The organism is Sporosarcina sp. P19, from assembly GCF_002743165.1.
GTDB lineage: Bacteria > Bacillota > Bacilli > Bacillales_A > Planococcaceae > Sporosarcina > Sporosarcina ureae.
This window is the reverse complement of record NZ_PDYR01000012.1, coordinates 83,068-105,249: the sequence shown is the minus strand read 5'-3', so window position 1 is coordinate 105,249 and position 22,182 is coordinate 83,068. Positions and strand designations below refer to the sequence as shown.

Below are 22,182 nucleotides of genomic sequence, written 5' to 3'. Positions count from 1 at the left end.
TTGACGACTTTTACTGTAATAGCTACTCCCCTTAACGGAAGTGTTCGTATAATAGTATAGACTTACTTTAAATTGAACCGGCTTATATGTCAACTAATTATGAATGCATAGGTATTAATTGACACATTATGAGTACAAAACAACTGTCCCTTCTCATCGTACAGCTTGACTGCTAAATTTGCTTTTCACAATACCGATCAACGCAGGGAGGACAGATAAAAAGATAATCGCAAGCAATACTGTGGAAAAGTTTTCTTTAATAATAGGAATATTGCCGAATAAATACCCTAGCATAGTGCATATACCTACCCAAAATGCCGCTCCAACGACATTATAGAAAGCAAAGTACCGGTAATTCATGCGGCTCGCGCCTGCAACGAACGGAGCGAATGTCCGGACAAACGGCATAAAGCGGGCAATCAGAATGGTTTTCCCGCCATGCGTATTAAAGAACTTCTCCGCAGCTTTCATTTTCTCTTGGTTTATGACTTTCCCAAGCCATCTGTCAGGAGAAATCGACATCCCCACTTTACGTCCAATATGGTAGTTCACTGTATCGCCCAGGACGGCCGCAACGAAGAAGACCGCGACAAGCAACCAAATATTAAAAGCCTCCAGAGCCGCAAATGCTCCGCCTGCGAACAGCAGGGAATCCCCAGGTAGAAAGGGAAATATCACTACCCCAGTTTCAATAAAAACGATTAAAAATAAGATGACGTACGACCAGCCGCCAAATATTTGAATGATATCGACCAGGTGCTCATCAATGTGCAAGATAAAGCTGATTAGTCCTTGAATGAGGTTCATGTAAAGGCTCCTTTTTGGAAAAATGACTTCGTCGCGACGCAAGGGAGGATATTAGATGTATACACATCATCAATCTACTTTACGTTACGCACATGGAATTTATCCTTAAAAAGTGCCGAGTCGGTAAAATAAATAATATCCCCCTTCCAATTTGAAAGCAAATAGGAAGGGTGAAAATACATAGGAGATACTTCCTGATTGTGCGAAAGACTAGATAGGACCACGCATGACATTTTCCAAGCAATCGAATCTCAGATGTGCTAAACGCGACCGCGGTCAACGTATCGGATGACCATGCTAGCAACGAGCACACTGAACATCAAATGACTCACCGTCCAGTATAACCATGCCATGCCGTCATCCGCTGCTGGAGGCTGGTCGGTTAGCAAGGTAAGGAAATACAAAACTCCGCTTCCCGCTGTGTAAACCACAACATATGGCCACATTTTGTATTGCCATTTAAAAAACCTCAATATATAAAACAGCCCTAACACACTGGCAATACAAAAAACGAAGTGAAAGACGATGCCGAACCAAAATACGTGAGAAAAGACATGAATGATGGGGAAGTAGTCTACATTATATAGTAAAATATATGCTTCATTTCCGGTTACAGACCATATGACATGCATGAGTAGCGCCAAAACGGCACCGCCGGCAATTCCTATGCTGACTAGCTGCAAAAACTGCTTCATCTGCTTTCCCTCTTTCCTTAAGGTATTTGGTTATCTATTCCCTATGACTTTATGAATAAACGACCCTATTTTCACCCGCTCAGATTCGCAGAGTACGGATTTTGCAGAAAGCCAATGCTTAGCCAATTAATTTAAAGAGAGTCTTTGTACTAATCCTCTCGGGTGTCATACAAACACAAAAAGAGACCCCACCAACAAAACTGGTAAGGTCTCGCAAACCACATGAATGCCAATAGAGCCAAGGATCTCCATCTTGTAACGCAAAATTTCACCACAATAGCTACTCCTCTTAATGGAAGTGAACCGTGTAACAGTATAGGTTCACTTAAAACCGAGCCTACTTACACGGCAAATAATCACGCATAGTTGTTTTTTACTAATATCTACAAATCGCTTGGCATCTACCACCTACTAGAGTAGGTCCTAGTTTATTATCGACCGTAATTCAACACCAACCAGACAGTATTATGAAGTAATACATAGCCGATGCAAATCGTTCACGAACATCTCCACATGCTCTTTCTTAGTAGACCAACTTGTGCAAAAACGAACCGCACTATGTGTAGCGTCGATCTTTTCCCAGAAGGAGAATGAATACTTTTTGCTTAACTCGGTCATAACATACTCCGGAAGAATGGGGAATTGCTGATTGGTTGTGGAATCATAACGCAATGCAAATCCGTTCTCCACAAATGCATGTCGAAGAAGAGACGCCATTTCCACAGCGTGCTTCGAAACTTCATAATATAAACCGTCTTCAAACAACGTTTCAAACTGGATCCCTAAAAGTCTACCTTTCGCGAGCAAGCCGCCTCTTTGTTTGATGAAATAGCGGAAATCCTTTTTCAGTGAATCATTTGTAATAACAACAGCCTCACCAAACAACGCACCGACCTTTGTTCCGCCAATATAGAAAACATCACATAGTCGCGCATAATCCGCTAACGTGATATCGTTGTCGATCGAAGCCAAACCATATCCTAATCGAGCGCCGTCGAGTACTAATGGCAACTGGTATTCTCCACAAACTTTACTCAAAGCTTCTAATTCCGCTTTAGTATACGTCGTCCCGTTTTCTGTAGGATTAGAAATGTACACGAGTCCAGGTTGTACACTATGCTCAGGGCTTGCTTCATTCCAGTGAGCATCGACTAACTCTTTTACTTGCCCAGCTGTAATTTTCCCGTCTTCGCTAGGTACAGTAAGTACTTTATGTCCGGTAGATTCAATCGCTCCCGTTTCATGTGTCGCGATATGTCCACTCTCTGCAGAGACAGCACCTTGATACGGACGTAAAATCGACGCGATGATGGTAGTATTCGTTTGGGTTCCCCCTACTAAAAAGTGAATATCGGCCTCTTGCGCTTCACACTCTTTCCGAATATACTCTCTAGCTTTTTCACAGTGTTCATCCATACCGTATCCAGGAGTTTGTTCTTCATTTGTTTCAATCAATCGTTGCAGAATCCGCGGATGAGCGCCTTCCGTATAATCATTTTCAAATCGTATCATCGTTGTCCATCTCCAAATATGCCTGATTTTTTCTGCAAGTATACCATAGAATGATGGATTTCTGTTGCATAGTATATTGTTCATAAAATGATGAATTTTTTGATTTTTATTCTACAAACAGCTGTTGTATTTCACTCTCATCTTTTAACTTTTCTTGAATGAAAACGTCCAATTCCTCTTCATTTGTAAAATCATTTAATTCTTTACCATACCAGTCTTGCAATTCCAATTTACTGAGCTTATATGTGTAGTCCTCAAAATTAAAGACAACCCACTCTGCATTATCGATGAGCGTGAATAAGTAGCTAGCATTATAAACGGCCGCCTCTTTATATTCACTTTCTTCTATTGCAGCATCCATATGTTCATACTGAATCGTCATTCCATAAGGTTCTGTTTTGGTTTCCAGCGAAACTTTTTCAAACTGTTCAGCATAACGCAGTTGCTCAATTATATGGACTACTGCACTGTTATCGCCAATGAATGATTCTTTGTACTCGAATAGACCTTCATTTGGCTGTTCGGTAGTGGAACTGCAGCCGCTTAGGAATAGTACTAGTATGAATGAAGATAAAAAGTATTTTGTGAAGTTTTTCATGGTATTCTCCTTTACTAAGAAGATTGCCTATATCGCTCAACAATCAAGACGATCAAAGTGATTTGGATTTTACGTTGCTTGCCTATGTTTGGTGCTTAAAGTGGGGATAGTCGTTGGAACCCGTTGATCTGCCAAAAAAAATTGTGCCACAATCACACCCTATTGCCGTAAAATGAAGATAACTTAAATAGTCTTATTATTAATTTAATCAGCTTCCTGTCGGGGTATTAAGTAGAAATGAGAGACTAAGCCAATAATCAATGCTGGTACAATCGCAATATAAATATTTTGTCCGAAGTTAACAATCACTATCTTCATAATTTCACTAACATCACTACTTAATATATCTTTATAACGATCTGCTTCTTTTATGCCTCTAATTAATATCGTTAGTGAAATAATAATAAAGTAGCTAACCAAAGCATATTGAAAGCTCCTTTTCAATCTAGTATCCTCAGCTTGTTCTTCAATCATTAAAACCTCTAATGACACATCTAATAATTCTGAAATTTTCATCATATTTTTCTTGCTTGGATAACCATTGCCTAATTCCCACTTTGATATTGATTTATCACTAACGTCTAATAACTCCGCAAGCTCTTCTTGTGTATGCCCTTTTTGTTTGCGGTATTCTTTTAGTTTTAAACTTAATATACTTTTATCCATTTTCTTTCCTCCTAGTTGGAACGTATTTGTCTATAATCTTAAACAAACGCCACTATATTCTGAAGGAACTTTTAAAAATAGAATTCTATTTTCAATAAAACAGCCCTATTACTGAATAAATTGCAGATTTCTTATACAACAATCGCATCCATAGGTCGGACAGTGGTTTGAACCCGTTGATCTGCGTTGCAGCCGGACGCGTTCCGGAGGGCGGTGAACCACACTCCTCGCTTCGCTCGCTAGGTGTTTCACCTGTCCCACTGATCCTCCCGTCGCCGGCTTCCACTCCGATCAACTAAGCGACTACGAATAAACCATGGTCCACAATCGCACCCTGATTATTCAATTAAAAAACACTTACTCATTTCATTTTATATAATTAAGTATTCTCTTGTAGTATTTTCTTACTTCGACAGAATTGTGATCTTTAACTTTTTCAGCTAAGGAAACCAATGAATGTCTATCACTCATTTTTCGTTCCGAGTTAGCAACTTTTTTCATAGTGTAAGCCATCACTTCAGGTGCAATGAATTCATCTGGATTGTCCATAACAATAATAGCTTGTGACACTAACCAATCCAAATTACAATCTGCCACAGAATAATATAAAAAACTGTCTGTAATCAAGAATGGATCATCACCCTTTTCAACCTCTCTCTCAAGTTGTCCAGTTGAATAAGAGCTTTCTGAAACTAATTCAAATTCATTCACTTCACTATCTCGTGAAAGTTTATCTATAAACTCTTTGAAATTACTCGCTATTATTATTTCGATATTTTCTTCTGTATCTGAGAAGGAAACGCAAGGCTCCTCTTTTTTTGCCGGTAATCTAGAAAGAACCAACTATGCCCATCTCCGCTAATTAACACAATATCGTTAGGTAAACCCCATTCTTTAACCATATAAGGCGTAATAAGAATCCCTTCATTTCCCCTACTCCCAATACCAAGAAGATGATCAACAATCACATTCATTTTACTAATCTCAATAGAATTTTTATATAATCGTCCACCATTTTGAGTTCTCATTAATTCAACATAAAAATCTGGTAGTTTTACATTTAAATTTTTTTCTGCTTTTATTAATAAATCCTCTGTCAATTCTTCCAATTCATATTTATCCAATGGTTCGTGCTCCCAAAGTCTATCAACCATAACAAAATCACCTATTTCCATTATTAATAAAATGAACTGCCATAAAAACAGCTGAATTTAACTAAATGGCCCTCTAACGGCATAACCTTTATTCCAGAATTGCCCCCGATTGAAGAAGTAAATTATCCAAGTTATCCTCCAAATCCAAATAAAGCCATTAGCAATAGTGGTAAAGCTAAACTAATCATGAAGAGAATTATTACTGAAAACCCAAAATACTTGAGCTTTCCTTCCTCCATTGTTTTGAATGCCCGAATACCTAAAATAATCCCGCCTATCATAAGAGCAATTCCAGAGAAAAAGAATGTTCCTATAATGACCTTTTCTAATAAAGTTGGATTTTCAGATATAAGATAACTTATCCTAAACGCAATTACACCTACCATACTTAAAACAAGTGACCATTTACTGTTCATTTGAGAAGCCAACATTTTCACCCCTCACAACCTAATTGATTTAAAGTAATGCTTCTCTTATAACTTTAAATGGCCCGTTAATGGCATAAAATCCATGCAACTATCGCCCCCGATAAAGGCAAAGTGGTCAAGATTCGTTGACTTGCGCTCCAGCCGGACGCGTTCCCGAGGGCGGACGGTGAACCACACCCCTCGCGTTGCTCGCCGGGTGTTTCACCTGTCAAAGCAAAGATGTGCTCCTTCTCGCTTCGCTTCACTCGCAAAAGCCGTTCTTCGTTACGGCTCTCGCTGATCCTCTGGGAGTCGCCGACTGTAGCGAAGATCAACTAGCCAACTACAGAGAAGCCTCTTCCATAAACGCCCCCATTTGTTTAATAGTTCAATTGCAAACCTTTCTTTTCTTTTTAGTAGCAAGTATAAAACCACCGCATGCTCCTCCACAGATTATAAAAATAATCATAGGAATTACATTATCAAATATCACTATGCCAACCACTATCCACACAAAAAGATATGAAAAAAACAAAGTCCAATTTATCTTCATAAGTTATCTACTCCTTTAAATACATTATTAAATAATTTGGCCCGATTACTGAAAACAGGTGCTATTCTTCTTCGAGAAATACCCCTGGTTAATAGTAAAACTATAATTCACCCTATTGCTATTAGTAAAACTGCAATTGTATTAAATATGCCGTGAATAATTATTGCCGGAATAATAGAACCTGTCTTTTCATAGGTCCAGGCAAACACAATACCAGTGATAAAATTTACAGGCATCGCATTTAACGTTGGAAAATGAGCAGCCGTAAATATCAGTGAGCTAAACACAATTCCCCAACCCATCCCAAGTCTCACTCTTAACCAACGATAAATAAAACCTCGATAAAATATTTCCTCGTATACAGGCGATATGATACCAGCGGAAACAAAGGCTATAAGAACCGTAATTACGTTTACATTTTGTTGCAGGCTCTCCGTTTTACTGTTATCTACATCATTTCCCACCAGGCTAGTTAAAAGCACGACAGCCACACTTAACACAATGGTTATGAATAGCCAGATTAGAATCCTCCACCAATACGATGCAGGAAACCCTTTTACCCCAACATCCCTCCACGATAAATTTTGTGGTTTCAATGCAATAAAATATAAACCTAACATGAGCACAACTGCAATTGTTAATCCAGTCACCGTTCCTGAGTATAGTGTATGATCAAACCAGAATTGATATAGTGACTGCATACCATATTTAACAGCTACCATGACGAATACAAATTCGAGTAACAATAGCAGAATAAATTCCTTCCATGTCCATGCATCTTTTTGTTTCCACCCCGGTGAATCCATAGCCTAATTCCCCTTCGACATCCTATTTTTTTAATACACAATCTTGAGCTTATTGTGAATCTATGAACCTAAACTTACTTTTCTATCAGTATAACAGAATTTCCCAAAAAATCTTTTGCAAAAGTCAAATGATTCCGTTTATCCAGTTCCACTTGATGTTCTAACCGGATGTTAGTTCAATTAAAAAAATCCCGCAGAAGACCATGTTGTCTCCTGCGGGATTTCTTAAACTTAAGCTTCTGCTGTTTGTTTTTCAAGTGATTCATTATACATATCCGTGTCAAGTTCACCCGTCACGCGGGCTGTTGTGACACCCGCTGTCATCGAACCACTGACGTTTACCGCAGTACGGCCCATGTCAATCAATGGTTCAACAGAAATCAATAACCCCGCGAGTGCGACAGGAAGATTTAATGCCGACAAGACAAGAATTGCGGCAAATGTCGCGCCTCCCCCAACACCCGCTACACCAAATGAGCTAACCGCAACGATCGCGATTAATGTTACTAAAAATGTTGGATCAAGTGGATTTATACCAACCGATGGAGCAATCATGACAGCGAGCATCGCCGGGTAAATGCCTGCACAGCCATTTTGCCCGATGGATAAACCAAATGAGCCAGAAAAGTTTGCGATCCCTTCAGGTACACCTAAGCGGTTTGTTTGTGCATGAATCGTTAACGGTAATGTGCCGGCACTTGAGCGTGATGTAAAAGCAAATATCAACGCTTCTCCTGCTTTTTTCACATACGTCACTGGATTTAATCCCGATAATGTAATAATGAGCAAGTGAATGCCGAACATCACTAGTAAAGCGACATAAGAAGCAAGTACAAACTTCCCAAGACTGTAGATTGCCATAAAGTCAGACGTCGCTACAGTTCGCGCGATAATCGCCAAAATACCATATGGCGTCAAACGTAGGACGATTCGTACAACACCCATGATCAATGCATAAATCGCATCAATTCCTTTTTTCACCGTGACCGCATTTTCTTCATCTCTTCTTGTAATCGTTAAGTAGGCAAATCCTAGGAATGCCGCAAAAATAACGACCCCAATGGTTGAAGTTGGACGTGCCCCTGTGAAATCTAAGAAAGGGTTAGCAGGTAATAAATCAATAAGCTTTTCAGGTAACGAAAGATCGGCTACAGTTTCGTAGTTTTCTTCTATAGAAAGCCCACGTGCTGCTTCTGCTTCTCCTTGTACAATTTCAGAAGCGTCCAGTCCAAATAGCAGCGTGACTGAAATCCCTATAATCGCAGCAATCGCGGTTGTACCGACGAGCATACCTAAAATCGTACCCGCCATTTTCCCGAAGTTTTTCCCAATCGTCACTTTCGTAAAGGCTGCTAAGATGGAAATAAAAACAAGGGGCATGACAATCATTTGCAGTAATTTAACATAGCCGCTCCCGATTAGGTTAAACCATGGCATCGACTGCTTGAGGATCTCAGACTCTGTGCCATATGCGAAATGTAAAATAAGTCCGTAGCCAATCCCGAGCCCAAGCCCCGTAAAAACGCGTTTTGAAAATGAAACCTTTTTACGATTCATTCTATATAATAGGCCGACGAGCAATAATAGGCCCGCAATGTTCACGATAAGGAAAAAAGTATTCATCATTCTGCACCCCTCTGTCTAATAGTATTGTAGACTTTAATATAGACTTTACTTTATCCCCTTAATCCCTATTCGTCAAGTATGTTTTTAAAGAAAGTTACTTTAGACAATCCTTTACGCTACTCACTTGCATCAACATCTCTACTAAAAAAAGGGAATACCGGCTAAGCTAACTAGAATCGATATCCCCTTGAAAATTTATACAATTGTCATGAATGTCTCTATACTACGAATACTCAATCATATGCGCAATGACTATTAAAATACCACCGATAAAACTAAAGATTAGTGTTAAGAGCTATATAAATATTAACGGTAAAAACTACTAAATAAAAAACACCAGAATAAACTCTCGTAATCTTTAACACACAATATCTTGAATCTTATAAACTCAATTGTTAGCATGAGATCGAGTGAGATTTTAACATAGTAGGAGGAATTCAACATGTCCATTACATCAAAAAACAATGTAGTTAAACCTTTTGTTTGGCTCATGACAGTTACTTTAATGCTATTTACATTCACACCTAGCATAACAAACGCTCAAGAAGGTGATAATGATTTCACACAGGAAGAACTAGATCAAGCAATTAAAACATTAAAAGCTATAGAAGAAATTCCTGATGAATTGCTAGAATCAGGAGATTCTGAGGCAATTAATCAATATTTTACCGACAAAGGTATCACGTCTAATGTTTACAACCCAAATATGGGAGAAGTAGCACCTATGATTATGCAGCCATACGGGTGGTGGGGTTGTAGTTTAGCTGTTGCTGAATTACTCGTAATGAACGCTATTCCTATTGCTAAATTAACTAAAATTAAAAAATATGTTAAACAATTAGGTGGAGCAGTAGAAACAGCTAAATTATTAGTAGGAGCAACAACCGCTAAAGAAAAGGCAGCTATTTTAAGTGCTCTAGTTGCAGAGTTAACAGGATTCACAAATGTGAAAACTTCATGTAATCTATAAAAATAGATAATAGAAAAGGAGAGTTCAAAGAGATATGACTACACAATTATCTTTACTCATAATAACGCTGTGTGCAGTTATTGTTATAAGTGTTCTTCTAAGTAAAAATAAAAAATTAAGTCAAACAAAATTCTCAACTATCAACCCTGAACTTACTTTAGAAGTTCAAAACATGATTAAATCTAACACGAGTAATACTAAAATAATAAAACATGTTAGAGAAAAAACTGGCCTAGGACTAGTTGAAGCAAAAGAGTATGTAGATAATATTAAATAATAAATAATAATTAATTAACAACTAAAATAAATGAACCATTGACATTTTGAGCAATGGTTCTTTTATTTCCCTGTTTTTCCGTCGCCAAATAATAAGCAAAAGCTACACTCAGCAAGTTAACGAAAAAAAACACTAAATGAAAAGGACAAGAATAATCTCGTATCTTTTGTATTTTTTATTTTCTTTACTCAACAATCGCGTCCATTAGCTTAATAAGAAGCCTTGAACTGTGACAAACAAAGCAAATAGAGAAGTTGGCAGAAATATCCAACCATAAACTTTTCGACCTTCTTTAAACTCTTGAATACTCATTACTAAAAACATTAGACCTAAGGACAACATCATATAACTTTGAAATTGAAAATCTTCTGTAATAAGTCCATATGCTGCAAAGAAGATGCCAACTGCAACAAATATAAACTGTATAATTCTTAACAACAGATCACTCCTCTTAATTCAACTGGCCCTATTACTGAAATGGGTGCAATCCTTCTTCAAGAATCGCCACCGTTTACGGAATGGAATATCTAAAGCCATGCCCACTACCCTTGTGCAGAATCCCTTTTTTTAATTACTAAATCTGAGACCACAAATGATATTGCGGGAACTAATGGCAACAAGATTATCCAATTTCTGAAGCCCAAATAAAGTAAAGGAGCAATAAAAGCGATAGCACCAAAAAATATAGTTAATCTGGATTTTCTTTTTATTCCGAGTAAAAGAGAGATAATGGATATGAAAGTTATTAATCCTAAGAAAATGTTTAACAAAACATCCTCCCCTTTCGCCTCTAAACGGCCCGTTAGCTGAATTTATTCAGCATATAGATCTTCCTGATCATAAGCCTTTGTCCAATGATAGGGTTGTATTTCCTCTAGGGTTTTAAAAGTTAAATTCTTATCATCTGAAGTAACTGCCGCCTTAACATCAGATCCCCAATAATACAGTCTTTCTTGACAGACTCCACAGGGCGTTAAAACTTTAAACTTAGAATTCTCGTCATCCCGTACTACACACAGAGAATGTGTTACTTTTTTATTTAGTTTATGTGCTTCAAGAATTGCACCCGTTTCAATACATAATTCAGTTGAAGCATTGATAACATTTGGCGATACACTGGTTAGGAGTTGGCCATTTTCTGTATACATCGCAGCTGCCCCACCCCAACCAGTAGGATATCTATTTTTTATTAAATCAATTGCTGCATGATAAAGTTTTTGATCAATGTCCATTTTCTTTTTCCCCCAGAAGTTTTTGTCAGATACACTTTTGAAATTCCTCTGTTAATCTCTGTAATTTCGACAAGGCGATACTACAATCTCTAGCCCGATTGAAGCACAAACCTTATGCACTTATTGCCCCCCGATTAATGCAAATTAAGATTATTTTATGAGTTCATCAATTTTCTTTTCAATTCTATCAAGTTGATTTCTTCTTTCTTTGCTAGAACGTACAATCAATACTATGACAACTATAATTAGTATGATAAATACGATCGGAATTATTTGAATCAACGCATCACCAATACTAAAACTACGGTCTAAAGTTACTTCAGAATTCATTTTCTACACCCCAAAAATTATCTCCGGCTCCATTCTGCCATAACTTTTATTCAGCTAAAGCGTTCTTTAATTTAATAAGATGGTGAATAAATTCTATCTGTGTCAGTATCTATAACAAAATCGACCTTCATGTTAAAGTCATAAGGGATTTCGTCAAAATTATGAAGCATACAAAATAATTTAGGAAGATCCCTAATTTCATCCGATAATTCTTTTGTATGTCTATATTTATCTACCAATTGTCGTTTTGTGCATTTCTTCCCAGAAACTAAAATTTGATGGTGATATCCGTCTATATTAATAATCAAAATCATCACTCTGATTGCTAATCAGTTATATAGCTAAAATTTTTATCAACCTCTAAACAACCTGGCTCTATTATTTAACGGATGCAAATCCTTGTTCCGGAATTGCCCCCCGTTTATTGAAGCTGCTTATCTTTCTTTTGTTCATTTCTAAGTGCTTTAAAATTTAGATAAATAGTATATCCAACAGCTAAGAACAAAAGTATAATTCCATATCCAATCTCTACATCTAACCAATACGTAGATAAAATTATCGTTATAGATACAATAATAATTAACAGTAAGCTAGACCGATGATATTTGTTCATTGTGTCTCCTCCTACCCCTAAATTGATTCTAATAATATGGTCCTATTGTTCAACGGGTGCAAATCCTTATTCCAGAACTCCCCCGGATAACGGAGTAATAGAACAACTCACACTACAATTTTTGCAATTAATTCTTCATCACGAAAATGTAAGCTTTCATTGTCTTCTAGCGTATATATATTACTTTTGGGTTGAGTAATTACCCAGTTATCGAATGCTTTACGACGTTTTTCGTCATTATAATGCGGAAAAAGACTACCTTTTAAAATTCCCAAACCTTTAAATTCTTCGTACTCTTCATCATTTTTCTCACTATAACAAGTTTCGAACCAACACATCGCTCCTGCACTTATTCCAGCCAAGATCACACCATTTTGATATGCTTCTATTAATACCATATCGAAGTGTGTTCTTTGCCAAGTTTCTAGCATGTATTGAGTATTACCACCGCCTACATATACAACATCTAAGGAATTTACAGTTTCTTGGATATTTGAATTCTCAAAGTCTTTTATTGTAATATGGCTTGCGTGTTCTGTTTTGAAAGCACCATAAAACTTATTAATATAATCAGGTGCATCATTACTTGCCGTTGCAACAAATGCAATCTTTAATGGTTTTTGTTTTATAATAATTTTTAGTAAGTATTCGTCTATATAAGCTTCATCTTCTTTGGAAAAGCCTCCACTAGAAATTGCAAGGATATTTCTCTCCAATTAATAACTCTCCTTAGTGCTAGTATTTTGTAACTTGTCCAGTTTGTTGTGAAGCCCTTATGCACGAATAGCCCCCGATTACTTAAATCAATTTTTCTCCCTATACTCAAGTTACGCAGATTTATACTTTTTATAAATTCTGCTGTATGCACTAAAAACAAAAATCCTATGAAACAACTAATCATATTTAAAATAATATCATCCACATCAAAAGATCCTAAATATGCAAAGAACTGAATGCTTTCTATGCTTACGATCAGCAGGAAGCATGTGAACATGGTTTTTTATCATTCTTCTCTGAGAGCGGAAAGCCAATGGAATTAAAAATCCCATTGGAATAAAAGGAATGATATTACCTACGATATTTACAAGTGCGACACCGAAACTTAAATCTGCTAGGTAAATGCTAACTGTCTGGAATGGTATGAAATTATAATTCGATCCACCCTCGGCCCTTCTCATAATATTCATTTGCACAGTATTGATAGTGTTGTATATATTTCCGTTAAACTTAACCACTACGAAATTTATTACCAATACGATGTAAATGCCAAAGATGATTTTCCATTGATTTTTATTCAAATTAAACACTCCGTAGTCTCAGAACTCATATAGTGGCCCGATTGGTGCACTATAGCTGTTCTTTTAACGCCCGCGTTTGAAGCACAAATCTTATGCAAGAAATGCATCCGTTAAATTAACCATGGCTAATAAACTAACTCAAGGACTCAAACCATATGCAAGATTAAAAATACTAAATAAAATAAACAATACTATTACACTAAGCGATATGGCTTTTATAAAATAAGTCCCACGATCTTTTTCCATCGGCTTTATTTTTTGAATAATTGCGTATAAAACAAGAATCGCAATTGGAATGATAAAAGCAAAACTAAACCCGTATGCCCAATCCCTATTCACGTCCCAGCCCTCTGGTACAACAGGTCCGTCATACATATTGTATTTCTTGTGAATACGATGATAACCATAGATGAATACGAAAGTAATAATAAGATAATAGAATGTTACCAATATTTCCACCCATTTATTATACAGAGCTTTTCCACTGAACAATAAGGACATAACAAGCAATAAAATGATAATAACTACAATGAAAATGGTTAACCCTCCAATCCTTCAAACAATCTTAATTACTGTTTTTTTGCGAAATGGTTGTACAGTTAACGCACCCGATTGTGAAAGCCTATTCTCTAAGGAGGGAATATACGTATGTATCATACGGCTTTCCATCTTGGTACATATAATTTCTTAATACTCCCTCTTGTTGAAAACCTACTTTTCCTAATAACTTATTCGAGGCTTCATTTTCAATAAATACGACTGCACCTATACGAGTTAAACCCATAACATCGAAGCCATAGGAAATGACTTGGGAAACTGCCTCTGAGGTATATCCCTTTCTCCATTGTTGCGGGTGAATTTCGTAACCAATTTCAGCTCGTTTATGTTTGGGCAACCAAGCATTAAAACCAATAGTTCCAATTATACCTTTGGTTTCCTTTCGCTCAATCCCCCATCGTATGCCACTTTTTTCTCTATAGTTTTTTGAGAATATATCTATGATTTTTTCTGCCTCTACTACACTTTTGAACGTTTCTTGTCCGTAAAAACGTGTTACGTCCTCGTTAGAAAAACAAGAAAAAATGCCTTCTGCGTCTTCATTTGTTAATTCTCTTAATATCAGCCTATCTGTTTCTAGTGTAGGAAACATATAATTCTCCCCCTTATTTATTTCGTAATATAGCAAAATTCAATTGAAATTTAATTATGCCTACAACAAATTATTTAACAAACTGGCCCGTTTGGTGTGCAACAGTGGTTCAGTTAAAGCCCCAAAACATTTAACAGCCAGACATATTTTTTTGACTTTTGTTGATAATTTGATCATCAAATCGATAGCTATAAGAAATGAATATGAAATAACAGCAACTTTAATATTCCGGATCCATGTTATCTCTGGATCGAATAACCATTGCATAATGGTTACAAGTACCAAGAATACTAAACAAGTGGTTAGCCAATACTTAACAACCTTTTTTAACATACCCCCATCCCCTTAACATTTCTCATTGATCTTTCCCCAATTACTTAATATAGTGTTCTATTTTCTTATTAAGGAACATTTCAACTAGCTGAACAACATTTGATAATCCTAAGAAAAAGAGCATACTGAAAAGGAATATATACATATTTTTTGGTAAGGGACTTTCAAATATTAATCCTGATACAGAAACAAAGATAACTCGAAAGGCAAAGTAAATTGCAATTATGCTAATAAAAGACTTCAAGAAAAAGAACACTTTACTTTTTCTGTACTCTTTTTGAATTAAATCCATAAGCAATCTCTTATTCGCTTCTTTTCGGATTTTCATATCCTTCTTCCGAGGAATAGCCAACGAGATTCACATCACCATCTTCAACTATATACATATAAACGACTTCGAGTTCGTCTATGAATATTACTTCAACACCTGCCCGAGAAAAAGCAGATCTAGTAGCATGTCTACTTACCCAATCGTCTTCAGGATACGTTTTCTCTAAGTAGGCATTTACAATGTCCTCATGCTCATACCACTCTTGAAGCGATGACTCTTGTTTGTACATCACATAAAAAGTTTCGATCGATGCCACAACAATCGCTAGAACTAACAGGATAGTCCGAGCCTTTTTCCAAAAAAGTGCCACAATGAGCAACAATAGTATAGGTGCAACTAAAATCATGAAAAGGATTACACTACTCGGACTCAGAACGCATACCTCCTAAAAGTTACTTATTTCACAAAACTATAAGAATAATTCTCTGTCTTTTTCTGTTATTGCAATAACACGATAGCCGTTTGATAGATATTGTTGTGAAGCAGCATTTTAACGACCAGAATTAACTGCTCAGCCTCATATACTTTTCTTCTTACAATATTCGCCCTTATGTAGATTAAGCGCATTTCCTTGTTATAGAATTGCCCCCAATTGTTTAACAACTGCACCCGCTACTTCAATATAACCCCCTCGATTGAAACATATAACGAAAATAAAAAAACAACAATACAAAAAGAGCCAGACACTTTTCGCTCTTTTTGAAACTCCTCTAACCCCATAACCAATAGCGCTAAACCTAAAAACAGTATCATATATGGAGATAGCCTAAAGTCTTGGGTGCTAATTCCATATCCCGCAAATAACGCAGCTAAGGCTGCGAAAACTAAACGTACTAAAATCAGCAAATAACCCACACCCTTTTTCTTCTTAAACAATCTGGCCCTATTGCGGTATTTGAGCATTTGCTTATAAAACAAACGCCCCGTTTGTGGAAACTAAAGTAGTTTAAGTATTAAATTTATCTTCTAATTCCTTGAACTCTTTACTTTCAACATCAGGTGGTTTGACATCATTTTCGCTTAATTTCCAACTTAAAAACCCAGAGATTAATGCGAATATAAATACACCCTGTATAGAAATCTCAATATTCTCCATAAAATGATCAAGTAGCCCGATTAATGTAAATGTAAGACTTATATTTAGAATGAAAACCAGCCATCCTTTACTTGACTTGATAATCCCCACAGATTTCAAAGCCTTCGGGATTGCATTTGTAATAAGTGAAAGAGGTATTTCAAAGAAAAGATATAAAACAAAGAAAAATAGTAAAGCACCTATTGAATCATACTGTAATCCAAGTAATCTCAGAAAAATATATTCAAAAAAAGTAATGGAGAGCAAAATGATTAATACGATAGACGTACATATGAAGAATGTTTTCAATTTTTTTATAGTGAATTCCTCCTTACTATAACTCACCTTTAATTTATTTTTTCTGCTTACAAATTCTACAAATTGGCCCGATTGCGATATTGGCGCGATTACTTGTGAAGCAATTGCACCCAATTGTGAAGGGAGCAAGACATTTAACTCTTAGCTTTCTTATTGGATTTGGTTATCCATTCCACAAAAATAAAAACAAAAAATGCAATGACAGTAAGTCCAACATTTTCACCCCAACGAATTTCTGGTCGGAATAACCACTGTAAAGCCGTTAGAAACACGATGAAAATTAAACAATACGTTAGTGCTCTTTTAAACATATATTCATTCCTTTCTGTTTCAAAAACTGGCCCATTCCTGGCACAGTGCTCATTCAACAACTCCACCAGAAAAACGATTATTAATATTCGGGCAAACCTTTCACTCTCACGGGATTAATCTTTTACTGCCCTAATATCTTGTATTGCATTCGTAGTAATAGCGTCTTCCTTTGTGACCTGATGACCTTCTACAAGCGAGATATAATAATCCTCATTCGATAAAGGATAAAAGTTGTGATCCTCTTGCTTCTTTTCAAAATAGATCGTGTATGTATGTTTGGAGTTTGTTTTTAACTCCCAACTTCCTCCTAATTCCATAGTGACATTGGCTGATATTCTATTGGCAGTGTAGCCTTTTTTATCTTCTAACCATTCACCTACAAAGTACTTGTTTTTATCCTGTTCGACCACTAAAATTTCTATTTCGTCCGTTGTAGTGATCAAGTCAATACTTCCTTTTATTTCTTCGCTTTGAATCAGTTCCTCTAAAGCAGCTTCCGGTGATGGGGAATAATTTGCTTGATTCTCTTCGCTACACGCAGATAATAGTAAAAAATTGGTCATTATTAACATAACAATGAAACGCTTTATGATATTTACCTCCTTCTACTCGTTTAGTTGGCCCGTTTCAGAAGCAGTTCAGCTTTCACATAACACACCTCTAGTAGTGAATCGTCAGGACAGTCAATTGACGCTCAAGTCTCAACCATTTTGCTCCTGCTTCTCCCGTTCCTCTCGCTCAAGAATATATCTTTCGTATGCATCCTTCACTCCATCGTACGGATCGACTGGAACGATATGTTGATGTATTTCCTTCAACAACCAAAACGATCTAAAAATCACTCCAACAATGATGGCAGTTAACGCATACCAACCTATAGGACCGATAAACGCCAAAATGCCTAAAACACCCGCCACCAAAATACACCCTACTAGCTTCATACCCTCTCTCCTCTACATGCGTTCCGTATGATTTCTCTTAAAAGTACTCAGTGACAGATTTTCTGCCACTATCATCTCTTCTATTTTCCTACTCCAATTAACTGAACATGCGTTTCCTCATCATCTTTAAAAACTCGCATATATTCATACGTCCGATCCAATGTAATCTTATATAATTTATATTCGTCATTTGTTGGTTCATCATTCTCCTGCAAGTAAATCTGGAATGAATCTTCATCCGTTCTAATTTCCATATCACCAAATCCTTTTCCACTATCCAGGAAATCTTGATTTAGATACAAGTATCGTATTAATTCCGTTTCATTGAACATATAAACCCCATTTCCCTCAGGATCATCAGCAGTGTCTATTAAATCAATAAAGCTTTTCACATCTGCATTCACTTTGTCGATTGGCACTTCCGAATAAGACAATTGCTTCTCGCCACACCCTACCAACATGCCTGCAATGATCAGCAACACGAATAATCTTCTCATTTAATGTATGCCTCCTGTCACTTTAATTCCAAAAGAATTGTATAATTACTTCCAATAAATATACCATTACTTCCAAAGATTACATATAGGTAATTTGCTATTTTACAATAAGGTTTGATATATATGTGATAATTCGCAATCGTCTACTCTACTATGGTAAAATAGAAGTGGAGTCAGATTCTCTTTTTTGAAAAGCAAACTAGTTTTTTATTATAAGGAGGAATTGCAAATGGCTAAAGACGACAGAAAAGAAATTATTAAAAAGAATGAAATGCGGACGAAGGAAATTTCCAAAATGATTGGTGAAGGCGGAATCGGAGCGGACAAATATTACGATATTAGAAAAAAGATATCTCCAGAAGATGTAACCGAAGTACGCGAAGATTTTGGTTCCACCGACAATAAATAATCTAGTAAATTTACTTCAGTCATTCTATAGAACGACCAACGAGCCACTTTCCTTTAAAACGGAAAGTGGCTCGTGGTTTACATAAAAAAAACCCCCGCATTTTCGCGGAAGTCTGTTTTCACAATATATACTTGTCAATCTTCAATACCAACTCTGCAATTTCTGGCTTACTCACTTGATCGTCTGCTCCAACACTGTCGCCTTTATGTTTCAAGTCATCTGTGATGAGTGAAGAGAAGATGATAACCGGTAGCTCGGTGAGTTTTGGCGTCTCACGAATACGTTTAGTGAAATGATGTCCGTCCATTTGTGGCATCTCGATATCTGTGATAACCAACTGAATGTCCTTCTTCACATCGATACCATCCGCCACTAGCGTCTCCAAATAATCAAACGCATCTTTCCCGTTTTCATAAAAGTCGAGATTCGCGTAGCCGGCTTCACTGAGCGTGTCATACAGTAACTTACGCAATAACGGCGAGTCTTCCGCAATCAAAATGCGTTTATCTGAACGCTCACGCTTCCCAAGTTTCTTCACTTGCTCCACGTTAATCCCTGCATCCGGATTAATATCCATAATGATCTTTTCAAAATCAAGCAACAGCAACATGTCGCCATCGAGCTTGATGACACCAATCACTTGAGAGTTTTCTGCTGCATAAATGCCAGAAGGTTTCTCGATTTGATTCCAAGAAATGCGGTGGATCTGCGTTACGTTATGTACGCGGAAGACGACCGTTTGTTTATTGAAAGCAGCGACGATATACTTGGCATCTTCTGGGTGGCTTGAAGGTGCCATTCCTAAGATTTTCTCCATACTAACGACCGGCAATACTTCCCCGCGCAACTGAATAATTCCTTCCACTGCAAAATGCGCATGAGGAATCGGTGTGATTTTCAATGGCATGATAATTTCCTTTACCTTGATCACGTTAATGCCATAACGATTACCTTGCATCTCAAATCCGACGATCTCCAGCTCATTTGTTCCGCTTTCCAATAAAATACCTGAATCATTGGACAAATCCTTCCACCCTCTCAGACGATATGGTCTATTACTAATGTATGTATTCATAGAATATACAATTCATTGGTGCAATAGAACTAGTATACCACACCAATTGACTATCAATCTATGGCAATATAAATAAATCTACTAATGAAATGGGGTTAGGGGTGTACGAACCCCAGCTTACTCGAATTCGCCAACCAGTTTTCGAACTGCGGAACGGTCAACGGCTTCGAGAAATAGTACCCTTGGAAAGTTAAATCCGATTTCAAATCAAGCAGGAATTCCACTTGTTCTAGTCTCTCTACCCCTTCGACGACTATGGTCAGATCCATCGAGCACCCGATTGCTATTATGGCGTTCAGCACGGCACTCTTCTTTGCTGGCGCTGGTACTCCATCCGTAAAGGACTTATCGATTTTCAATGTCGTAATCGGCATCTGCTGTAAAAAGGACAAAGAAGACACGCCTGTTCCAAAATCATCGAGTGCGATCGAGAATCCATAGCGCCTGAATCGTTTCATCGCAGCAATAGCCTGGGTGATGGACTTCGCCGTACTCGTTTCCGTTATCTCCAGTTCAATACGGCTAGGATCGAATCGATATGCATTAATTTCTTTCCATAATAGGTCGAGTAAACGCGGTTCTGTCACGTATTCACCAGGGATATTAATCGCTACTTGCGGCACGTGAATACCTTGCGAATCCCAATTATGAATTTGTCTGCACACTTCGCGAATAATCCAGTCCGTCACTTCACCCATTCTTCCTTCTCGCTCCAATATTGGAATAAACGTCATGGGCGGGATCGCACCAAGTTCTGGATGCGTCCAGCGAAGCAATGCTTCCACACCAACGAACTCATGCGCAGCCCCTTTTACTTTTGGTTGGTAGACAAGATAGATATGTCTTTTATCCAACGCCTCGGAAATATCACGCAAGACATCTTGCTCATATGACTTTCCGTGGATAACGGGGTCGAACGTCAACAATCCCCACTCATGTGACGCGGCCGCTTGTTCGACAACCATCAACGCTTCTTTAAATAGCGTCTTCACCGACTTATTTTGATTCGCCTTAGCTAAACCACATGTATAGCGCATCTCTTGGTTCTTAATCGGCAGTAGTTGATCAATTTCACGCTGCATGATCACAAGATTTTTATAAAAGTCCGCAGTTCGTCCTGTCTGATCTACACAAAATAGATACCGATTTCCGCTGACACGATACAACTGTGCGTAAGAAGGTTTCCACTTTGCAAGCAACTCACCGATTTGCTGCAAAATAATATCTCCTTCTGTGTAGCCGTATAATTGATTGATACGCGGCAAATCCGGGAAATTCCAAATCGCGACGTCTCCTGTTGCGGCGTCATCCGTCAAACAACGCTCCCAATTTCGTCGATTCGGTAATTTCGTCAAAACATCGAAATACTTCAGCCAATAATCGACATAGCGATCAATATAGGATGTCAATAACATCCCAAGAAGTAACAGCCCAACCCCAACACCGATCAACGCATTCATGATCTCCATATGCATAACGGACTCACGTAACGCTTGTCCTTCTTCTATATAATAGTTAGTACCGAATATGCCTAGATAATGCAGGGAAAGTGTTCCAACCGTTAGAAAAAACATGACAAATGCTATCGATAGCGAAATACCTCTCGGGTTGCTAATTTCCCGTAGCGCCAGATAGACCAATAATCCACCAATCAAGTTCCCCGCAATGAGCAGTTTCCAATCATAAACGATTAAAGCATCCACCATCATCGCTTTCATGCCTAAATATTGCATAGCACTCATACCTTGCGCAATCAATGCAGCTCCTACGGCATGGCGCCAACAAGCTTTCATCGGGCTTCGTACAAGCTGGAACGCGAGTAACGTCGCAAAGAAGATCGGCACTATACAAATGAAAGCCCAACCGTAATGCACATGCATTTCAACCGGCAACAATAGGGAATCCATTGTTAGAAAATGGGTCGCCCAAATCCCAAACGATAATGTCAGTGAAGCCAATAAGAGCCATACTTCCCGTTTAAAAAAGCTAGGTTTTAGCATACGTTCATATAATACGAGTGTGGTATAGGAAGCGAACGCTATCACCAAAACAGATACTAGTATCGTTTTTGATGAAAAGGAACCGATTAATTGTATGTATTCATTGTAGTCTGGTGTCGAAAACATCCGCTCCACCTCCTCGATCTATAAGATAGGAATATTCATATTTTATAATGATTCTAAGTACTCACAACTAA

Annotated in this window: 29 protein-coding genes; 3 read left to right on the top strand and 26 right to left on the bottom strand. The window is 37.5% G+C overall.

Annotation, left to right across the window (positions count from 1 at the left end; genetic code table 11):
- Positions 1 to 153 precede the first annotated feature (153 nt).
- The 10 genes from CSV74_RS12970 to CSV74_RS12925 all read right to left on the bottom strand — a co-directional run bounded on the left by CSV74_RS12970 (position 154) and on the right by CSV74_RS12925 (position 8,821).
- Entirely contained in the window at positions 154 to 807 is a 654-nt protein-coding gene (locus CSV74_RS12970; RefSeq protein ID WP_099691978.1) for a VTT domain-containing protein, read from the bottom strand.
- A 260-nt stretch (positions 808 to 1,067) separates the two neighbouring features.
- Entirely contained in the window at positions 1,068 to 1,502 is a 435-nt protein-coding gene (locus CSV74_RS12965; protein WP_099691977.1) for a hypothetical protein, read from the bottom strand.
- A gap of 465 nt (positions 1,503 to 1,967) precedes the next feature.
- Positions 1,968 to 3,014, bottom strand: a complete 1,047-nt coding sequence (locus tag CSV74_RS12960; protein ID WP_099691976.1) for a threonine aldolase family protein — start codon at positions 3,012 to 3,014, stop codon at positions 1,968 to 1,970.
- A gap of 106 nt (positions 3,015 to 3,120) precedes the next feature.
- On the bottom strand, positions 3,121 to 3,612 hold the full coding sequence (locus CSV74_RS12955; protein ID WP_099691975.1) for a DUF4825 domain-containing protein: 492 nt from the start codon (positions 3,610 to 3,612) through the stop codon (positions 3,121 to 3,123).
- Positions 3,613 to 3,816: 204 nt separating this feature from the next.
- Entirely contained in the window at positions 3,817 to 4,278 is a 462-nt protein-coding gene (locus CSV74_RS12950; protein WP_099691974.1) for a helix-turn-helix transcriptional regulator, read from the bottom strand.
- A 366-nt stretch (positions 4,279 to 4,644) separates the two neighbouring features.
- Positions 4,645 to 5,121 (bottom strand): hypothetical protein, encoded by a 477-nt coding sequence (locus tag CSV74_RS12945; RefSeq protein ID WP_143560775.1) that lies wholly within the window; start codon positions 5,119 to 5,121, stop codon positions 4,645 to 4,647.
- Positions 5,043 to 5,402 (bottom strand): SMI1/KNR4 family protein, encoded by a 360-nt coding sequence (locus CSV74_RS12940; protein WP_158231803.1) that lies wholly within the window; start codon positions 5,400 to 5,402, stop codon positions 5,043 to 5,045. The genes CSV74_RS12945 and CSV74_RS12940 overlap by 79 nt, the downstream gene beginning before the upstream one ends.
- 161 nt (positions 5,403 to 5,563) lie before the next feature.
- The gene (locus tag CSV74_RS12935; RefSeq protein WP_158231802.1) at positions 5,564 to 5,863 is read right to left on the bottom strand and encodes a hypothetical protein; all 300 of its coding nucleotides are present in this window, start codon (positions 5,861 to 5,863) and stop codon (positions 5,564 to 5,566) included.
- Between the two features lie 636 nt (positions 5,864 to 6,499).
- Positions 6,500 to 7,198 carry a CPBP family intramembrane glutamic endopeptidase gene (locus CSV74_RS12930; RefSeq protein WP_099691970.1) on the bottom strand — a complete coding sequence of 233 codons (699 nt, stop codon included), beginning with the start codon at positions 7,196 to 7,198 and terminating at the stop codon, positions 6,500 to 6,502.
- Between the two features lie 231 nt (positions 7,199 to 7,429).
- The gene (locus CSV74_RS12925; RefSeq protein WP_099691969.1) at positions 7,430 to 8,821 is read right to left on the bottom strand and encodes an L-cystine transporter; all 1,392 of its coding nucleotides are present in this window, start codon (positions 8,819 to 8,821) and stop codon (positions 7,430 to 7,432) included.
- A gap of 445 nt (positions 8,822 to 9,266) precedes the next feature.
- Here CSV74_RS12925 and CSV74_RS12920 point away from each other — a divergent pair, with 445 nt between their 5' ends.
- Together CSV74_RS12920 and CSV74_RS12915 are read left to right on the top strand one after the other, a co-directional pair.
- Positions 9,267 to 9,794 carry a hypothetical protein gene (locus CSV74_RS12920; RefSeq protein WP_099691968.1) on the top strand — a complete coding sequence of 176 codons (528 nt, stop codon included), beginning with the start codon at positions 9,267 to 9,269 and terminating at the stop codon, positions 9,792 to 9,794.
- A gap of 34 nt (positions 9,795 to 9,828) precedes the next feature.
- Positions 9,829 to 10,071, top strand: coding sequence for a ribosomal protein L7/L12 (locus CSV74_RS12915; protein WP_099691967.1), 243 nt, complete (start codon positions 9,829 to 9,831; stop codon positions 10,069 to 10,071).
- Between the two features lie 204 nt (positions 10,072 to 10,275).
- On the opposite strand, the gene CSV74_RS12910 is transcribed toward CSV74_RS12915, so the two are convergent.
- From CSV74_RS12910 to CSV74_RS12815, 14 genes are all read right to left on the bottom strand, one after another.
- Entirely contained in the window at positions 10,276 to 10,509 is a 234-nt protein-coding gene (locus tag CSV74_RS12910; RefSeq protein WP_099691966.1) for a DUF3953 domain-containing protein, read from the bottom strand.
- Between the two features lie 374 nt (positions 10,510 to 10,883).
- Positions 10,884 to 11,303, bottom strand: coding sequence for a cytidine deaminase (locus CSV74_RS12900; RefSeq protein WP_099691964.1), 420 nt, complete (start codon positions 11,301 to 11,303; stop codon positions 10,884 to 10,886).
- Positions 11,304 to 11,453: 150 nt separating this feature from the next.
- Positions 11,454 to 11,633, bottom strand: a complete 180-nt coding sequence (locus CSV74_RS12895) for a DUF4083 domain-containing protein (RefSeq protein WP_099691963.1) — start codon at positions 11,631 to 11,633, stop codon at positions 11,454 to 11,456.
- 421 nt (positions 11,634 to 12,054) lie between these two features.
- A complete protein-coding gene (locus CSV74_RS12885) occupies positions 12,055 to 12,246 on the bottom strand; it encodes a hypothetical protein (RefSeq protein ID WP_099691961.1) in 192 nt (63 codons plus the stop codon).
- A gap of 107 nt (positions 12,247 to 12,353) precedes the next feature.
- Positions 12,354 to 12,962 (bottom strand): Type 1 glutamine amidotransferase-like domain-containing protein, encoded by a 609-nt coding sequence (locus CSV74_RS12880; RefSeq protein WP_233190925.1) that lies wholly within the window; start codon positions 12,960 to 12,962, stop codon positions 12,354 to 12,356.
- Positions 12,899 to 13,240, bottom strand: coding sequence for a VanZ family protein (locus CSV74_RS17160; protein ID WP_099691960.1), 342 nt, complete (start codon positions 13,238 to 13,240; stop codon positions 12,899 to 12,901). The genes CSV74_RS12880 and CSV74_RS17160 overlap by 64 nt, the downstream gene beginning before the upstream one ends.
- Positions 13,170 to 13,553: a VanZ family protein gene (locus CSV74_RS17155; protein WP_099691959.1), complete on the bottom strand. Its 384-nt coding sequence runs from the start codon at positions 13,551 to 13,553 to the stop codon at positions 13,170 to 13,172. Before CSV74_RS17155 ends, CSV74_RS17160 begins: the two co-directional genes overlap by 71 nt.
- Positions 13,554 to 14,166: 613 nt before the next feature.
- Positions 14,167 to 14,694: a GNAT family N-acetyltransferase gene (locus tag CSV74_RS12860; protein ID WP_099691957.1), complete on the bottom strand. Its 528-nt coding sequence runs from the start codon at positions 14,692 to 14,694 to the stop codon at positions 14,167 to 14,169.
- A 635-nt stretch (positions 14,695 to 15,329) separates the two neighbouring features.
- On the bottom strand, positions 15,330 to 15,704 hold the full coding sequence (locus CSV74_RS12845; protein ID WP_099691954.1) for a hypothetical protein: 375 nt from the start codon (positions 15,702 to 15,704) through the stop codon (positions 15,330 to 15,332).
- 266 nt (positions 15,705 to 15,970) lie between these two features.
- Positions 15,971 to 16,234, bottom strand: a complete 264-nt coding sequence (locus tag CSV74_RS12840; protein ID WP_233190924.1) for a YczI family protein — start codon at positions 16,232 to 16,234, stop codon at positions 15,971 to 15,973.
- A 70-nt stretch (positions 16,235 to 16,304) separates the two neighbouring features.
- Positions 16,305 to 16,880: a YrvL family regulatory protein gene (locus tag CSV74_RS12835; RefSeq protein WP_233190922.1), complete on the bottom strand. Its 576-nt coding sequence runs from the start codon at positions 16,878 to 16,880 to the stop codon at positions 16,305 to 16,307.
- A gap of 296 nt (positions 16,881 to 17,176) precedes the next feature.
- Positions 17,177 to 17,635 carry a hypothetical protein gene (locus CSV74_RS12825; RefSeq protein ID WP_099691952.1) on the bottom strand — a complete coding sequence of 153 codons (459 nt, stop codon included), beginning with the start codon at positions 17,633 to 17,635 and terminating at the stop codon, positions 17,177 to 17,179.
- Between the two features lie 129 nt (positions 17,636 to 17,764).
- Complete coding sequence (locus CSV74_RS12820; protein ID WP_099691951.1) at positions 17,765 to 18,004, bottom strand: ATP-dependent Lon protease; 240 nt, start codon at positions 18,002 to 18,004, stop codon at positions 17,765 to 17,767.
- Positions 18,005 to 18,084: 80 nt separating this feature from the next.
- Positions 18,085 to 18,501, bottom strand: coding sequence for a hypothetical protein (locus tag CSV74_RS12815; protein ID WP_099691950.1), 417 nt, complete (start codon positions 18,499 to 18,501; stop codon positions 18,085 to 18,087).
- Positions 18,502 to 18,730: 229 nt separating this feature from the next.
- Between CSV74_RS12815 and CSV74_RS12810 the strand changes: the two genes are divergently transcribed.
- On the top strand, positions 18,731 to 18,910 hold the full coding sequence (locus CSV74_RS12810) for a hypothetical protein (protein ID WP_099691949.1): 180 nt from the start codon (positions 18,731 to 18,733) through the stop codon (positions 18,908 to 18,910).
- A gap of 118 nt (positions 18,911 to 19,028) precedes the next feature.
- On the opposite strand, the gene CSV74_RS12805 is transcribed toward CSV74_RS12810, so the two are convergent.
- Both CSV74_RS12805 and CSV74_RS12800 read right to left on the bottom strand, forming a co-directional pair.
- Positions 19,029 to 19,934: a chemotaxis protein gene (locus CSV74_RS12805; RefSeq protein ID WP_099691948.1), complete on the bottom strand. Its 906-nt coding sequence runs from the start codon at positions 19,932 to 19,934 to the stop codon at positions 19,029 to 19,031.
- A 146-nt stretch (positions 19,935 to 20,080) separates the two neighbouring features.
- Positions 20,081 to 22,111 (bottom strand): putative bifunctional diguanylate cyclase/phosphodiesterase, encoded by a 2,031-nt coding sequence (locus tag CSV74_RS12800; protein WP_099691947.1) that lies wholly within the window; start codon positions 22,109 to 22,111, stop codon positions 20,081 to 20,083.
- Between the last annotated feature and the right edge of the window lie 71 nt (positions 22,112 to 22,182).

What these genes read in the sequence shown, in the direction of transcription:
- CSV74_RS12970 (WP_099691978.1), bottom strand. Translation starts at nt 807, where the DNA reads ATGAACCTCATTCAAGGACTAATCAGCTTTATCTTGCACATTGATGAG.
- CSV74_RS12965 (WP_099691977.1), bottom strand. Translation starts at nt 1,502, where the DNA reads ATGAAGCAGTTTTTGCAGCTAGTCAGCATAGGAATTGCCGGCGGTGCC.
- CSV74_RS12960 (WP_099691976.1), bottom strand. Translation starts at nt 3,014, where the DNA reads ATGATACGATTTGAAAATGATTATACGGAAGGCGCTCATCCGCGGATT.
- CSV74_RS12955 (WP_099691975.1), bottom strand. Translation starts at nt 3,612, where the DNA reads ATGAAAAACTTCACAAAATACTTTTTATCTTCATTCATACTAGTACTA.
- CSV74_RS12950 (WP_099691974.1), bottom strand. Translation starts at nt 4,278, where the DNA reads ATGGATAAAAGTATATTAAGTTTAAAACTAAAAGAATACCGCAAACAA.
- CSV74_RS12935 (WP_158231802.1), bottom strand. Translation starts at nt 5,863, where the DNA reads ATGTTGGCTTCTCAAATGAACAGTAAATGGTCACTTGTTTTAAGTATG.
- CSV74_RS12930 (WP_099691970.1), bottom strand. Translation starts at nt 7,198, where the DNA reads ATGGATTCACCGGGGTGGAAACAAAAAGATGCATGGACATGGAAGGAA.
- CSV74_RS12925 (WP_099691969.1), bottom strand. Translation starts at nt 8,821, where the DNA reads ATGAATACTTTTTTCCTTATCGTGAACATTGCGGGCCTATTATTGCTC.
- CSV74_RS12920 (WP_099691968.1), top strand. Translation starts at nt 9,267, where the DNA reads ATGTCCATTACATCAAAAAACAATGTAGTTAAACCTTTTGTTTGGCTC.
- CSV74_RS12915 (WP_099691967.1), top strand. Translation starts at nt 9,829, where the DNA reads ATGACTACACAATTATCTTTACTCATAATAACGCTGTGTGCAGTTATT.
- CSV74_RS12900 (WP_099691964.1), bottom strand. Translation starts at nt 11,303, where the DNA reads ATGGACATTGATCAAAAACTTTATCATGCAGCAATTGATTTAATAAAA.
- CSV74_RS12895 (WP_099691963.1), bottom strand. Translation starts at nt 11,633, where the DNA reads ATGAATTCTGAAGTAACTTTAGACCGTAGTTTTAGTATTGGTGATGCG.
- CSV74_RS12885 (WP_099691961.1), bottom strand. Translation starts at nt 12,246, where the DNA reads ATGAACAAATATCATCGGTCTAGCTTACTGTTAATTATTATTGTATCT.
- CSV74_RS17160 (WP_099691960.1), bottom strand. Translation starts at nt 13,240, where the DNA reads ATGTTCACATGCTTCCTGCTGATCGTAAGCATAGAAAGCATTCAGTTC.
- CSV74_RS12860 (WP_099691957.1), bottom strand. Translation starts at nt 14,694, where the DNA reads ATGTTTCCTACACTAGAAACAGATAGGCTGATATTAAGAGAATTAACA.
- CSV74_RS12845 (WP_099691954.1), bottom strand. Translation starts at nt 15,704, where the DNA reads ATGATTTTAGTTGCACCTATACTATTGTTGCTCATTGTGGCACTTTTT.
- CSV74_RS12825 (WP_099691952.1), bottom strand. Translation starts at nt 17,635, where the DNA reads ATGTTAATAATGACCAATTTTTTACTATTATCTGCGTGTAGCGAAGAG.
- CSV74_RS12820 (WP_099691951.1), bottom strand. Translation starts at nt 18,004, where the DNA reads ATGAAGCTAGTAGGGTGTATTTTGGTGGCGGGTGTTTTAGGCATTTTG.
- CSV74_RS12815 (WP_099691950.1), bottom strand. Translation starts at nt 18,501, where the DNA reads ATGAGAAGATTATTCGTGTTGCTGATCATTGCAGGCATGTTGGTAGGG.
- CSV74_RS12810 (WP_099691949.1), top strand. Translation starts at nt 18,731, where the DNA reads ATGGCTAAAGACGACAGAAAAGAAATTATTAAAAAGAATGAAATGCGG.
- CSV74_RS12800 (WP_099691947.1), bottom strand. Translation starts at nt 22,111, where the DNA reads ATGTTTTCGACACCAGACTACAATGAATACATACAATTAATCGGTTCC.